12 protein-coding genes are annotated in these 14,431 nt (G+C 72.9%); 9 read left to right on the top strand and 3 right to left on the bottom strand.

What is annotated here, in order from left to right:
- Positions 1–50 precede the first annotated feature (50 nt).
- From KIS93_RS12260 to KIS93_RS12270, 3 genes are all read left to right on the top strand, one after another.
- Complete coding sequence (locus tag KIS93_RS12260; protein WP_080040177.1) at positions 51–2,294, top strand: WD40 repeat domain-containing serine/threonine protein kinase; 2,244 nt, start codon at positions 51–53, stop codon at positions 2,292–2,294.
- 109 nt (positions 2,295–2,403) lie between these two features.
- On the top strand, positions 2,404–3,924 hold the full coding sequence (locus KIS93_RS12265) for a M1 family metallopeptidase (protein ID WP_222107421.1): 1,521 nt from the start codon (positions 2,404–2,406) through the stop codon (positions 3,922–3,924).
- A gap of 78 nt (positions 3,925–4,002) precedes the next feature.
- Positions 4,003–5,016, top strand: coding sequence for a LacI family DNA-binding transcriptional regulator (locus tag KIS93_RS12270; protein ID WP_080040178.1), 1,014 nt, complete (start codon positions 4,003–4,005; stop codon positions 5,014–5,016).
- Positions 5,017–5,052: 36 nt separating this feature from the next.
- Here the strand turns inward: KIS93_RS12270 and KIS93_RS12275 are convergent, their stop codons facing one another.
- On the bottom strand, positions 5,053–5,682 hold the full coding sequence (locus KIS93_RS12275) for a TetR/AcrR family transcriptional regulator (RefSeq protein ID WP_230466303.1): 630 nt from the start codon (positions 5,680–5,682) through the stop codon (positions 5,053–5,055).
- On the opposite strand from KIS93_RS12275, the gene KIS93_RS12280 reads away from it, so the two are divergent.
- Both KIS93_RS12280 and KIS93_RS12285 read left to right on the top strand, forming a co-directional pair.
- On the top strand, positions 5,570–6,232 hold the full coding sequence (locus KIS93_RS12280; protein WP_222107422.1) for an SDR family NAD(P)-dependent oxidoreductase: 663 nt from the start codon (positions 5,570–5,572) through the stop codon (positions 6,230–6,232). The two genes, KIS93_RS12275 and KIS93_RS12280, sit on opposite strands and share 113 nt — an antisense overlap.
- A 96-nt stretch (positions 6,233–6,328) precedes the next feature.
- Positions 6,329–6,670: a DUF4190 domain-containing protein gene (locus KIS93_RS12285; RefSeq protein ID WP_080040180.1), complete on the top strand. Its 342-nt coding sequence runs from the start codon at positions 6,329–6,331 to the stop codon at positions 6,668–6,670.
- A gap of 6 nt (positions 6,671–6,676) precedes the next feature.
- On the opposite strand, the gene KIS93_RS12290 is transcribed toward KIS93_RS12285, so the two are convergent.
- The gene (locus tag KIS93_RS12290; protein WP_080040181.1) at positions 6,677–7,309 is read right to left on the bottom strand and encodes a TetR/AcrR family transcriptional regulator; all 633 of its coding nucleotides are present in this window, start codon (positions 7,307–7,309) and stop codon (positions 6,677–6,679) included.
- A gap of 155 nt (positions 7,310–7,464) precedes the next feature.
- On the opposite strand from KIS93_RS12290, the gene KIS93_RS12295 reads away from it, so the two are divergent.
- From KIS93_RS12295 to KIS93_RS12305, 4 genes are all read left to right on the top strand, one after another.
- Positions 7,465–8,658, top strand: coding sequence for a family 1 glycosylhydrolase (locus tag KIS93_RS12295; protein ID WP_080040182.1), 1,194 nt, complete (start codon positions 7,465–7,467; stop codon positions 8,656–8,658).
- Positions 8,659–8,714: 56 nt separating this feature from the next.
- Positions 8,715–10,007 carry an MFS transporter gene (locus KIS93_RS12300; protein WP_080040183.1) on the top strand — a complete coding sequence of 431 codons (1,293 nt, stop codon included), beginning with the start codon at positions 8,715–8,717 and terminating at the stop codon, positions 10,005–10,007.
- A 2-nt stretch (positions 10,008–10,009) separates the two neighbouring features.
- Positions 10,010–10,852 (top strand): alpha-L-rhamnosidase N-terminal domain-containing protein, encoded by an 843-nt coding sequence (locus KIS93_RS63315; protein ID WP_222107423.1) that lies wholly within the window; start codon positions 10,010–10,012, stop codon positions 10,850–10,852.
- 67 nt (positions 10,853–10,919) lie between these two features.
- A complete protein-coding gene (locus KIS93_RS12305) occupies positions 10,920–12,638 on the top strand; it encodes a family 78 glycoside hydrolase catalytic domain (protein WP_222107424.1) in 1,719 nt (572 codons plus the stop codon).
- 4 nt (positions 12,639–12,642) lie between these two features.
- Here KIS93_RS12305 and uidA read toward each other — a convergent pair whose 3' ends face one another.
- The gene (gene uidA / locus KIS93_RS12310) at positions 12,643–14,424 is read right to left on the bottom strand and encodes a beta-glucuronidase (RefSeq protein WP_080040185.1); all 1,782 of its coding nucleotides are present in this window, start codon (positions 14,422–14,424) and stop codon (positions 12,643–12,645) included.
- Between the last annotated feature and the right edge of the window lie 7 nt (positions 14,425–14,431).

Genomic DNA, 14,431 nt, shown 5'->3' on the forward strand with positions numbered 1-14,431 from the left:
GTAACGCGGAGAATCGCCGTCTTTCTGCTGCTCGTGTATCGTCGTGAACCATGTTCCGCCCCCTGCAGGCCGGCGAGCCGACCCGGCTGGGTGACTATCGCATCGTCGGCGGCCTGGGCGAGGGCGGGCAGGGCGTGGTCTACCTGGCCGAGCACCCGTCCGGCGAGCGGGTGGCGATCAAGATGCTGCACGCCAGGCTGGCGGTGCGCAGCGAGGCCCGCGAGCGGTTCCTGCGCGAGGTCGACGCGGCCATGCGGGTGGCGGCGTTCTGCACGGCACGCGTCCTGGACGTCGCGGTCGACGGCGACCGGCCCTACATCGTCTCGGAGTTCATCGACGGCCCCTCGCTGGAGGACTCCGTCCGCGAGCACGGCCCCAGGTCAGGAGGCGCGCTCGACCGCATCGCGGTCAGCACCGCCACGGCGCTGGCGGCCATCCACCGGGCCGGCGTCGTGCACCGCGACTTCAAGCCGTCGAACGTGCTGCTCGGCTCCGACGGCCCCCGCGTGATCGACTTCGGCATCGCGCGCGCCGTCGACATGACCGTCACGGGCGGCGGCTCGGTGGGCACCCCCGCGTACATGGCTCCCGAGGTGATCCACGGCGAGCCGGCGCAGCCCGCGTCCGACGTGTTCAGCTGGGCGGTGACGGTCGGCTTCGCCGCCACCGGCCGCCCGTCGTTCGGCCAGGACACGATGCCCGCGGTGATGTATCGCATCCTGAACGCCGAGCCCGACCTGTACGGCGTGCCCGAGCCGCTGCGCGCCCTGCTCACCCGGTGCCTGGCCAAGGCGCCGCAGGAGCGGCCCACGGCGGCCGAGGTCCTGCACTTCCTCCTCGGCCACGACCGCGGCGAGCCCGCCGCCGGCGGCGGCTCCGGCTCCGGCACGCACCCGGCCGCGGCGCCGCCCACCGCCGCCATGCCCGGCTGGACCCCCTCCCCCGGCATGACGCCGCCCGGATCTCCGCTCGGCACGCCGCCCGGGTCACCGCTCGGGTCTCCGCCCGGGTCACCGCTCGGGTCTCCGCTCGGGTCTCCGTCCGGTACGCCGCCGCCCGCCGGGGCGCCTTCGTTCGGAACACCGTCCCCGGACGCATCACCCTACGGCGGCTCGCCGGACGTCCTCACCACGGGCTCCGGCCGCAAGCGGTCCAGGCTCGTGGTCGTCGGCGCGGCCGCGTCCGTGGCGGTGCTCGTGAGCGTGATCGTGGTGGCCCTGCGGGGCGGCACGAGCCGGCCGCCCTCGTCCTCCACGCCCCCGGCCGCGACGGCGACGGCCACGACAGCGGTGACGACGGACACGCCGCCGCCCGCCGCGGCCCGCCCGTACGGCACGAAGCTGGCCAAGATCTCGCTCGGCGGCGAGGTCAACAGCATCGCGATCAGCAAGTACGGCGACGACCGCGTCGTGGTGGCCGGCGGCACCAAGGGCGTGGCCAGGGTGTGGAAGCTCGGCGCCCGCCCCACCGAGGTCACGGAGCTGGCCGAGCTGGAGAACATCGGCGGCGAGCAGACGGGCGCCGCCGTCGACGTCGGCGAGGTGGACGGGCAGGCGGCCACGTTCAGGCGGCTGCAGAACGGCGGGGTCGTCGTGTCGGCGGCCCAGGGCAACGCGCCGCTCGGCCCCACCTACAAGGGCCACCGCGACATGGTCTACACGATCGCCACCGCCCACGTGTCGGGCAAGACCCTCATGGTCAGCGGCGACCAGGCCGGCGGCGTGCACGTCTGGGACCCGAAGACGGGCAAGGACACCGGGCGCCAGCCCAAGACGACCGGCGGCGACCCGATCTTCGGCGTCGCCACCGGGACGATGGACGGGCATCCGTTCGCGGTGACCGCGTCGGCCGACGACACCGCCCGCGTGTGGAACCTGGAGACCGGCGCCCTGGGCGCCACCTTCCGCGGGCACACCGCCGACGTGTTCGCCGTGGCGACCACCGACATGGACGGCAAGCCGGTCGGCATCACCGGCGGCGCCGACCAGCAGGTCCGGGTGTGGGATCTGGGCAGCGGGCAGGAGGTGGAGTCGTTCTCCGGCCACAACGCCGAGGTCGCCGCCCTGGCGGTGGGCCGGGTGAAGGGCCGCGCGGTCGTCGCCTCGGGCGGGTTCGACGGCACCGTCCGCGTCTGGGACCTGCGTGACGGCAAGCAGGTCGGCGACCCGCTGAAGGTCCCGGCCGGGCGCGTCTACTCGGTGGCGATCGCCGAGGACCGCGGGGAGACCTGGCTGGCCGCGGGCGACGTCAAGGGCAACGTCACCGTGTGGAGCCTCGGGCCGGCCTCTCCCTGAAACGCCGGCGCCTCGGCGGGGGATGACCGGTTCCGGCCAAGTGCCCGCACTTCACCCGGGCCGGTGGTTGACGTACGTTCGCGACCACCGGATCTCACCGAGGAGGGACATGCTCCCGCGCTCGATCAGGCGCGCCGCGACGGCCGCCGCCTTATCCCTGACCCTCGCCGTTCCCCTCTCCGCCCCTCTGCCCGCCTCCGCCGCCACGGGCGGCGTGCCCGGCGCGCCCGGGATCGGGGACGTGTACTTCCCCGACTACGGGAACGGCGGCTACGACGTCAAGCACTACAGCCTGAAGCTGGACTACCAGCCGGGCACCGACCGGCTGGAGGGCCGGGCGGCGCTGCTGGCCACCGCCACGCAGACGCTGTCGCGCTTCAACCTCGACTTCCTGCTGGACGTGCGGGAGGTCAAGGTCAACGGCCGGGCGGCCGCCTTCGCCAGGACGGGCGCGCACGAGCTGGAGATCACCCCGGCGCGGGACCTGCCCAGGTTCCTGCCGTTCGTCGTCGAGGTGGCCTACGCGGGCGTCCCCAGCTCGGTCGAGGTGCCCGGCATCGTCCGGCCGTGGATCAAGCGGGCCGACGGCGCGCTCGCGCTGGGCGAGCCGGAGGTCGCCTGGTGGTGGTACCCGAGCAACGACCATCCGGCGGACAAGGCCACCTTCGACGTGACGGTCACCGTGCCGGAGGGCAAGCAGGTGATCAGCAACGGCGTGCTCGCCTCCCGGCGCACCGCGCGCGGCACGACGACCTTCCGTTACGTGATGGACAAGCCGATGGCCACGTACCTGGCCATGCTCTACATCGGTGACATCGAGGTGCACCGGACCCGCTCGTCCACGGGCCTGCCGGTGACGACCGCGTACGACGTGACGCTCGGCCCGCGCATGGAGTTCGCGAAGGCCAGCGTCGAGCGCACGCCGGAGGTGATCGCGTGGGAGTCGAGCGTGTTCGGCCGCTACCCGTTCTCCTCGATGGGCGGCTCGGTCGTCAACGAGAACGTGGGCTTCGCGCTGGAGACCCAGTCGCACCCCGTCTACGACTCGGTCTTCTTCGAGACGGGCCCGGACATCAGCGTGGTGGTGCACGAGAACGCCCACCAGTGGTTCGGTGACAGCGTCGCGCTGAAGCAGTGGCGCGACATCTGGCTGAACGAGGGTTTCGCCACCTACGCCGAGTGGCTGTGGTCGGAGAAGGAGGGCACGGGCACCGCGGCCGAGCTGGCCAACGCGCTCTACGACGAGATCCCGGCCGATCACCCCCGGTTCTGGGTGCGGGTTCCGGGCGATCCGAGCCCGGAATTCCTCTTCTACGCCTCGGTCTACTGGCGGGGCGGCATGACGTTGCAGGCGCTCCGCGAGGAGGTCGGCGACCAGGACTTCTTCGCCATTCTCCGGGCCTGGGCCCGGATCAAGCAGCACGGCAACGGGAGCACCGCCGAGTTCGTCTCGCTGTCGGAGAAGATCTCCGGCAAGCAGCTGGACGCGCTCTTCCAGACCTGGCTCTACACGCCGGGCAAGCCGGCCAGCCCGCCGGGTGCGGTGCCTTCCACCGCCGCCAGGAAGGGGCTCCCGGCCTCCTACGAGAGCCACAAGAGGTTCCACGAGCTGCTGCACGGCCCCGCCTGAGCAGTTCGCCGTGCGCGCGGCGACCCGGCCGCGCGCACGACCCCCGCCTCCCCGGGGCCGCTGATACGATTCAGCGCGATGGCGGGCGAGACGGAGGAGGCCCGGGTGGCCAGAGCGCGGCGCGTCACGTCCGTCGATGTGGCCCGCGAGGCCGGGGTCTCGCAGACCACGGTCAGCTACGTGCTCAACAACGTGCCGCACCAGAAGATCTCCGAGGAGACCCGGCGGCGCATCCACGCCGCCGTCGAGAAGCTCGGCTACACCCCCTCGGCCGCGGCCCGCACCCTGCGGCTCGGCCGGAGCGACATCGTGCTGCTGCTCGTCGCGAGCATGCCGCTGGGCCCCACGGCCGTCGAGCTGATCGAGCACCTCACCACCGGCCTCGAACGCCACGGCCTGAGCGTGATCACGCGCATCGAGAGCGGGCGCGGCGCCGGCTCGCTGTGGAAGGACCTCGCGCCGGCCGCCGTGGTCTCCTTCGCCCCCGTCGCCAGGGAGCAGCGGGCGGACCTGCGGGCCGCCGGCACGTACGTGGTCGACGTCTGGGGTGACAGCGACGGCGAGCCGGACGTCCTGACGCGCGGGCAGCTCCGCATCGGCCTGATGCAGGCCGCCCACCTGGCCGCCAAAGGGCACACCCGCATCGGCTACGCCACCCCCGCCGACCCGCGCCTGCGCGCCTTCTCCGAGCCGCGCCTGGAGGGCGTGCGGCAGGGCTGCGCCGAGCACGGCCTGGCCCCTCCTGACGTGCGGGAGGTCGCGCTGGACGTCGGGGCGGCGACCGCGGCGGCGCGGGCGTGGCAGGCGGCGGGCGTCACCGCCGTGTGCGCGTTCAACGACGAGGTCGCCATCGCGCTGCTGGCCGGCCTGCGCGCCACCGGCCGGCCGGCGCCCGCCGGGCTGGCCGTCATCGGCGTGGACGACATCCCCATGGCGCGCTTCGCCGAGCCGCCGCTCACCACGATCGACCAGCACATGGAGACCGTCGCCGCCGAGCTGGCCGACGCGGTGCTGAGCGGCCTGGAGAAGCCGGGCACCCGCGGCCGCCCGCCCTCGGAGACCGCGACCCTGGTGATCCGCGGCTCGACCTGATCCTCAGGAGCCGCACCGGCGCGTCATCGACGGGGCTCATGAAGGACGTGCCCGCAACCCGGCGAGCGCCAGGCCGAAGACCCGCTCGCGCTGGGCGTCGTCGGTGTACTCGATGGCGCTGATGCCGGAGAACATCCGCAGCAGGTCGTCGATCGCCGGCTCGGGAGCCGCGGCGCCCGCGCGCTGCGCCCGCTCCAGCAGCGGTCCTCCGGCGTCGCGCATCGCCTTGCGGCAGGCCTGGAAGGTGTCGGTGGAGCGGTTGAGCGCGTCGGCGAAGGCCAGTTTGGTCCTGATGTAGTCGACGAAGTGGCGCAGCCAGGCGGCGAGCGCCTCCCACGGGCCGAGGTCGTCCCGCCCGGCGAGGTCCGTCGCGGCCCGGCACAACTGCTCGACCTCCTCGCGGTGCACCTCCTCGACCAGGTCCTCGCGGGTGGGGAAGTTGCGGTAGAGGGTGGCGATGCTCACCCCGGCCCGCCGGGCGACCTCCTCCAGCGACGCCTGCGCCCCCTTGTCGGCGAACGCCTCGCGGGCCGCCGCGAGCAGGGCGTCGAAGTTGCGGGCGGCATCGGCACGCCTGGGACGCCGCGACGCCGGCCGCGGGGCGCAGGCCGCCGCCGCCCTCGCCGCCGCCGGCCTCACGGTGCGGCCCGTGCGGATCGACGTCACCGACGACGCGTCCGTCAGCCAGGCGGCCGAGCTGATCGAGCGCGAGTACGGCCGGCTCGACGTCCTGGTCAACAACGCCGGCATGCTGCGGCGCAAGACCGCCGCCGAGGTGTCGGCCGGGGACCTACTCCCGGAGTTCGAGACGAACGTGTTCGGCATGGTGCGGGTCGTCCACGCGATGCTGCCGCTGCTGCGCCGGTCCCCGGCGGCGCGCGTCGTCAACGTCTCCAGCGACTCGGCCGTGTTCGCCAAGGCCACCGAGCAGGGCTCGATGTTCGCCCGCTCCCACGAGTCGTTCGCCTACTCGGCGACGAAGGCGGCGGTGAACATGCTGACCGTCAAGTACGCCAACGCCTTCGCCGACGATCCCGGCACGGCCCACATCAAGATCAACGCCGTCACGCCGGGCTACGTCGCGACCGACCTCAACGGCTTCAAGGGCGAGCGCACCCCGGACGAGGGCGCCCGCGCGGTCGTCCACTGGGCCACGGTCGGCGACGACGGCGCGTCGGGCGGCTTCTTTGACGACCGCGGCCGCATGCCCTGGTGAGCCCGCCCGAAAGCCCGTGACCCGCGCGGCGCGGAAGCGTAGGATCGCGTCGCGAAGCGATGCGGATTCCCCCCGGCGTCTCCTTGAGGAGGGCCCATGCACTCTTCCTACGGAGATCACGAGTACCGCCCGCCGCCCCCGGTCCCCGCGACGCCGACGTCAGGGGTCGCCGTCGCCAGCCTCATCTTCGGCATCATCGGGTTCGTGGGGAGCTGGTGCCTGTTCGGCATCCCGTCCCTCGTGGCCGTCGTGCTGGGGCACGTCGCGGCGAGGCAGACCAAGCGCGGCATGAAGGGCGGGCACGGCATGGCGGTGGCCGGGCTCGTCCTCGGCTATCTCGTGATCGTTCCCGCCCTCGTCGTCTCCGGCTTCCTGCTCGCCAACCCCTCGATGGTCGCCGAGTGGATCAACCAGACGCTCTCCGGCGTGCGGTTCTGACGACGTTCACGTGCGCGCGTCCTCGGCGAGCGCGGGCACGAGGGAGGCCAGGAAGTCCCTGATCGCGCGCTCCATCCGCACCGAGTCGCGGTCGAACAGCCACTGGGCCTGCACGCCGTTGATGAGCGCGATCGTCATCGTGGCCAGCGTCTCGGGGTCGCTGGACGAGCGCAGCTCCCCGCGCTCGGCCAGGGCCTGGAACGCCATGGCGTAGAAGCGGCGCAGCATCCGGTAGCGCTCGGTGTAGTAGGCGTGCGCCGGGTGGTGCGGCGAGGTGGCCTCCCCCGAGACGACGCAGTGCAGCTCCATGAGGCCGGGCTGCAGCTCGTTGTCGAGGATGATGGCGAGCATGCCGCGCAGGCTCTCGACCGGGTTGGCGCTCGCGTCGAGGGCGTGCGCCGACTCCAGGTAGGCGGTGCCGCGCTCGTCGCGCAGCGCCAGCACGGCGGCCAGCAGCTCCTCCTTGCTGGAGAAGTGGTGCAGCAGGCCCGTGTAGCTGATGCCGGCGCGCCTGGCGATGTCCTTCATGGTCGCGCCGTAGAAGCCGGTCTGGCCGAAGGCGTCCACGCAGGCCTCGACGACCTTGCGGCGGATCGCCGCCGTCTTGGCGTACGGCCCGCGGGCGGCGCTCTGCGTCACGTTCTCCTCCGGCGGCAGCTCAAATTCGTACCTCTATTCGGTTTTTATGGTAGCGCGCCGAGATCATCCAGGAGGGCCCACCCCAAAACAGTATCGCAATACGAGTTTCGGTGTTACTGTGTGCCGACCCGGCACCAGCGAGCAAGGAACGAACGATGACCCGACCCGGATTCCTTTGGGGAGCAGCGACCGCGCCACACCAGGTGGAGGGGAACAACGTCAACAGCGACTGGTGGCTGCTCGAACAGCGGATGCCGGGCATGGAGCGCAGCGGCGACGCGTGCGACAGCTACCACCGCTACGCCGAGGACATGCGCCTGCTGGCCGAGGCCGGGCTCAACACCTACCGCTTCGGGATCGAATGGGCACGCGTCGAGCCGGCCCCCGGCCGGTTCTCCCGCGCCGAGCTGGCCCACTACCGCAGGATGATCGACACCGCCCTCGGCCTGGGGCTCACCCCCGTCATCACGCTGCACCACTTCACCAACCCGCGCTGGTTCGCCGAGGACCAGGGCTGGATGGGCGAGCGGGCGATCGAGCGGTTCCGCGCGTACGTCCAGGAGGTGACCCGCATCCTGGACGGCGTCGAGTGGGTCTGCACGATCAACGAGCCCAACATGCTCGCCCTGATGGTCACGATGAGCAGGGCCGCGCAGTCCGGCGACGCCAGGTCGTGGATGAGCCCCACCGTGGAGGGCGCCGCCCGGCCCGTCCTGCCGGACCCCGACCCGAAGGTCGGGCACCGCCTGGCCGAGGCGCACGACGCCGCCCGCGAGGTGCTGCGCGAGCACACCGGCGCCGCCGTCGGCTGGACCGTGGCCTGCCAGGCGCTCACCGCGACGCCCGGCAACGAGGAGCGGCTGCGCGAGCTGCGCCACGTCCGCGAGGACCTGTACCTGGAGGCCGCCCGCGGCGACGACTTCATCGGCGTGCAGTCCTACTCCAGCCAGGCCGTGGACGAGCACGGCATCGTCCCCCACGCCCAGGGCCCCGACACCACGATGACCGGCAACGCCTACCGGCCCGACGCCATCGGCATCGCCGTCCGCCACGCCTGGGAGGCCACCGGCCACACGCCGATCCTCATCACCGAGAACGGCATCGCCACCCCCGACGACACCCGCCGCATCGCCTACACCAGCGAGGCGCTGCGGCACCTGTTCGCCTGCATGGACGAGGGCATCGACGTGCGCGGCTACATCCACTGGACCGCGATCGACAACTTCGAGTGGGGCCACTGGGGGCCCACGTTCGGGCTCATGGCCGTGGATCGCGAGACGTTCGAGCGCACCCCGAAGCCGAGCCTGGCCTGGCTGGGCGAGGTCGCCCGCCGCGGTGGCCCCGCCTGACGACCGCCACCTCGTCACAGCAGTCCTGGCCCTGGCTTCTCTCGGAAGGCGTGCTCATGGCCACTCCCCCCACTGCCGACCCCTCCTCCGGCACCCGCACCTCCGGCGACCTGCCGAGGGCGAGCGCCGGCTACATCTTCTGGATGATGGCCGCCAACTTCGGCATCTCCATGGCGTTCGTCGTGCCGCTGTCGTTCTCGCTCGCGGTGCGGATCGACGAGCTCGCGCCCGGTCGCGAGGAGGTGCTGGGGTACGTCACCGGCACCGCCCAGACGATCTACCTCGTGCTCAGCCCGCTGCTCGGCGTGTGGAGCGACCGCACCCGCAGCCGTCTCGGCCGCCGCCGCCCGTTCATGCTCGCCGGCCTGGCCCTGGGCCTGACGGCGCTGGCCTGCATCGCGGTCGCGCCGAACGTCCTGCTGGTGGGGGCCTGCTGGATCGTCGCGCTGCTGGGCTGGGCGACCGCCGCGCAGGCCATCCTGAACGTGCAGGCCGACCGCATCCCCGAGGAGCAACGCGGCAGGATCGGCGGGTTCACCGGGCTGACCGGGCAGATCGCGCCCATCGTCGGCGTCGGGATCACCACCGCCGTGACCGGCAGCACGTTCCTCGTCTTCGTCCTGCCCGGCCTCGTCGGCGCGGCGCTGCTCGCGGTGTTCCTCGTCGTGGGCGGGGAGGACGACACGCGCGGCGCCGTGCACTCCGCTCCCGTGTCGGTGCGTACGCTGGCCTCCAGCTACGTGTTCAATCCCCGCAAACATCCGGACTTCGGGTGGAACTGGCTGGGCCGCCTGCTGTTCTTCCTCGGGCTGTACTTCAACACCACGTTCACCACGTTCTTCTACGCCCAGCGCCTCGACCTGCCGGTACGCGAGGTCGCCGGCACGGTGGCCGTCATCGGCGTGGTCGGCGTCGTCGCGGCGGCCGTCGGCGCGGTCGGCGGCGGCCTGCTGTCGGACAAGCTGCGCAGGCGCCGGCTGTTCGCCCTCGTCGGGGCGCTGTTCTTCGTCGCGGGCGGCATCGTCGAAGCCTTCGCCGGCTCCTTCCTCGTCCTGCTCGCCGGCTCCGTGCTGATGCAGCTCGCGATCGCGTTCTTCAGCGCGGTGGACCAGGCGATCGTGCTGGCCGTGCTGCCGAGCCGGGAGGAGGCCGGGCGTTACATGGCGGTGGTGGCGTTCGCGCACAAGCTGCCGAGCGCGGTCGCGCCGCTGATCGCGCCGTTCGTCATCGGCGTCGGGGCGAGCGCCGGTTCCGGTGAGAAGAACTACACGCTGCTGTACCTCATGGGGGCCGCGCTGGCGCTGGCCGGCGGGCTGCTGGTGTTCACCCGGGTGAAGGGGGTGCGCTGAGCGTGGGCGCGGCACCGTACGACCTGCGCGTCGCCACCGGCGGCGACCGGTTCCCCGTCTCCGAGGAGCGGCCCGCGCTGTCCTGGAAGCTCCCAGCGGCGTGGGACCGGCAGGACGGCTACGACCTGCAACTCCGGGTGGACGACTCGGAGCACGCGGTGGCGGACGTCGGCTCCGCCCGCCACCTGTTCGTCGGCTGGCCGCTGCCGCCGCTGCGCAGCCGCCAGTCCGTACGGTGGCGGGTCCGCACCCGGCGCGGCGAGGAGCGCTCGCCCTGGTCGGCATGGCATGCCTTCGAGTCGGGCCTGCTGAATGACGACTGGTCGGCACGCTGGATCTCCCCGCGCGAAGACGCCGTCCGGCAGGAGGGCGGCCGGCCCGCGTACGTGCTCACCGGCAGCGTGCACCTGCGGGAGGGCATCGCCCACGCCCGCCTGTACGCCACCGCGCTCGGCCTCTACGAGGCGTTCGTGAACGGCACCCGCGCCGGCACCGCCGAGCTGGCCCCGGGCTCCACCTCCTACGGCGACACGCTGCACGCCCAGGCCGCCGACGTCACCGGCCTGCTCAGGAGCGGCGCCAACGACCTGGAGATCGTGCTGTCGGACGGCTGGTACCGGGGCAGCAACGGCACCTGGCGCAAGCGCGACTGCTGGGGCACGACCACCGCGGCCCGGCTCCAGCTCCACGTCCGCTACGCCGACGGCACCGAGACGGTCACGGGCACTGACGGGAGCTGGACGTCGCGGCGCGCCGCCATCGTCCGGGCCGACCTGATGAACGGCCAGACGACCGACTTCACCGCCCCGCCGGGCCCGCGCACCCCGTGCTGGTGGACGCGGTGACCGCCCCGCCGATCTCCTGGTCCCCGCCCCGCCGGTCCGCCGGGTCGAGCGGCGCGCCCCGCTCTCGGTGACCCGGCTCGACGGCGGCGCGTGCGTCGTGGACTTCGGCCAGAACGCCTCCGGCTGGATCACGCTCACCGACCTGGGCCCGTCCGGCACCCGCACGGTGATCGACCACGGCGAGCACCTGGACCCCGCCGGCGACCTCACCACGAGCCACCTGGACAGCCGGCGGCCGGGCGAGGCGCCGATCCCGTTCGTGCAGCGCGACGAGGTCGTCTCGTCGGGGCGGCCGGGCGAGGTGTTCGAGCCGCGCCACACCGTGCACGGCTTCCGCTACGCGCGCCTGTCCCGGCACGTGGACCCGGCGAGCGTCACCATGCGGGTCGTGCACACGGACCTGCGCCCGACCGCCACCTTCGCCTGCAGCCACGACGACCTCAACCGGCTGCACGAGGCGGCCCGCTGGAGCTTCCGCGGCAACGCCGTGGACCTCCCGACCGACTGCCCCACCCGCGAACGCCTCGGCTGGACGGGCGACTACCAGATCTTCGCCCCGACCGCCGCCCGCCTGTTCGACGTGGACGGCTTCAGCCGCAAGTGGCTGCGCTCGGTCCGCGACGACCAGCTCGCCGACGGCCGCGTGGTCAACTCCTCCCCCGACCCCAACCGGCTCAAGACGCACGACGACCCGATGGCGGAGGCGATCACCGGCTCGGCCGGGTGGGGCGACGCCGTCGTCCTGGTGCCGTGGGTGCTGTACGAGACGTACGGCGACACCCTGGTCCTGGCCGAGAACTGGCCCGCGATGCGCCGCTGGGTCGAGTGGGCGCTCGCGACCGCCCGCGACACCCGGCACTCCTCCCGTACCGGGAAGCTCCCGCACGAGCGGTACCTGTGGGACGGCTCCTTCCACTGGGGCGAGTGGCTGGAGCCGAAGCGGCGCGCGCCCGACGGCACGCTCGTGGACCCCGTGATGAGCGACCCCATCGCCTGGTACACGGCCGACAAGGGCGAGGTCGGCACCGCCTACCTCTACCGCTCCACCCGCACGATCGCCGCCGTCGCCGGCGTGCTCGGCCACGCCGAGGACGCGGCCCGCTACCGCGAGACGGCCAGGAGGGTGCGTGACGCGTGGCGGACGGAGTTCCTGGACGCCGGCGGCCGCACCGGCGCCGGCACGCAGGCGAGCTACGTGCGCGCCCTGGCCTTCGGCCTCGTCCCGCCGGAGCTGCGCGAGAAGGCGGCCCGCCACCTCGTCGACCTGATCGGCGCGGCCGGCGGCCACCTCGGCACCGGCTTCCTGTCCACGGCCGACCTGCTGCCCGTCCTCGCCGACACCGGCCACGCCGACGTCGCCTACGCGGTGCTGCTCCGGCGGACCTCCCCGTCGTGGCTGGGCATGCTGGACCGGGGCGCGACGACGATCTGGGAGGACTGGGACGGCGTCGCCGACGACGGCACCGCCACCGCTTCGCTCAACCACTACAGCAAGGGCGCGGTCGTCCGCTTCCTGCACACCCACACGCTCGGCCTGCGGCAGGCGCCCGGCTCGGTCGCCTGGGAGTCGTTCGTCGTCGCGCCGGTGCCCGACGCGGCGGTCACCTGGGCCGAGGGGACGTTCGACGGCCCGCAGGGGCGGATCGCCGTCGCCTGGCGGGTGGCGGACGGCCGGCTGACCATCGCGGCCGACGTGCCCGGCGGCTCGCGCGCGGACATCCGCTTCCCGGACGGCACCACGTTCAGCGCCGGCCCCGGGCACTTCTCCCGGAGCCGGCCCCTGTAGAGGACTACGGCCTGCGGCCCGCGAGCCCGGTCCAGCGGGCCCGCAGGGCGTGGGCCGCGGCCTTGGGCCTGCGGTCGCGGGTGAACACGCCCTTCCTGTTGCCGTCCACGCGGTGGATGCCGTCGGAGGTCTGGAAGTCGGCGAAGTTCCACACGTGCTCGCCGACGAACGCCTCGATCCGGTCGAACACGCGATGGTTCATCGCCAGGTACGCCTGCTGGTACTCCTCCGTCCACGGCGTGTCCCACACCGAGTGCAGGCCGGGCATGGTGTCGGCGCCGTACTCCGTCATCATGATCGGTTTGCCGAACCTCTCCGCCCACCCGCGCAGGTCGCGCTCCAGGTACGTCTCGGCGGTGGCCAGGTCGCCGGTGGCGATGTACCAGCCGTAGTAGCGGTTGAGGCACAGGACGTCGAACAGGTCGGCGATGCGGTCGTTGTCGTGGGTGGCGAAGATGACGGCGGCGTAGCAGACGGGCCGGGTGGGGTCGAGCTTGCGGGTCAGCTCCACCAGCGGCTCGAAGTACTCGCGGGCGCCGTCCTCGGCCGAGGACGGCTCGTTGGCGACGCACCACATGACGACGCTGGGATGGTTCTTGTCGCGGGCGATCAGCTCCCTGATCGCCTGGGCGTGTGCCTCGCGGGTCTCGTCGCCGAACGTCTCCGGGGAGAACGTCGGCCGGGGCGGCACGCCGGTGAGCCCGCCCTGCACCGCCAGGTTCAGCCCGACGGCGGCGGTCTCGTCGATGACGACGATGCCGTGCCGGTCGGCGAACTCCATCACCTCCTCCGCGTACGGGTAGTGCGAGGTGCGGAAGGAGTTCGCGCCGATCCAGTCCATGAGCTGGAAGTCGTGCACGAGGTAGGCGTCGTCGTGGCCCTTGCCGCGCACGGGCGTGTCCTCGTGCTTGCCGAAGCCGGTGAAGTAGAACGGCTCGCCGTTGATGAGGAAGCTCGTGCCCCGGACCTCGACGGTGCGCACGCCGAACGGCTCGGTGTAGACGTCGCTCACCCGGTCGCCGTCGAGCACCTCCACGACCAGGCCGTAGAGGTAGGCCGCGCCGGGCCGCCACAGCGTCACGTCGGGGATGCGCAGCACGCCGTTCGCGCCCTCGCCGGTGGCGACCTCGGCGCCGTCCGCGTCCACGACCCGGACCCGCACACCGGCCGGGCCGCTGGTCCTGACGGAGTAACCGACCGTCCCGGTGTCCCCCTCGACGCCCGGCACGATCGTGACGTCCTCGACGTGCAGGTGGGGGACGCTGTAGAGCCACACGGAGCGGGCCAGGCCGGCGTAGTTGGAGAAGTCGTGCAGGTACGTCTGCCGCCGCCGCCCGTCGGCGGTGACGGTGATCGTGCCGGGCGGGATGGTGCGGCCGGTCAGCTCATTGCCGACGCCGATGGTGAGCCGGAACTCGTGGCCCGCCGTCACGTGCTCGGTGACGTCGGCCTCGAACGGCGTGTAGCCGCCCGCGTGCTCGGCCACCAGCACGTCGTCCACGTACACCCGGCCTTCGTGCGTGGCGGCGTCCACCCGCACCCGCACCCGCTCCCCCGCCCAGCCGCGCGGCACCCGCACGCTGCGCTGGTACCACACCCAGCCGACGTGGTCGCGGATCTCCCGGTCGGTGAACAGGTCGTTGTAGCTGGCCGGCACGGCGGCCTCGAGCGGCGTGTCGAGCCTCCCGCCCCAGGGCCGCTCGCCGGCGGCGGCATCGATGGCGAACCGCCACAGACCGTCCAGGTTGACCAGCTCGCGGGTGGGGGTGGCACGTGGCCTCAGCATGGCAAAG

This window comes from [Actinomadura] parvosata subsp. kistnae (assembly GCF_900323885.1).
Lineage (GTDB): Bacteria > Actinomycetota > Actinomycetes > Streptosporangiales > Streptosporangiaceae > Nonomuraea > Nonomuraea composti.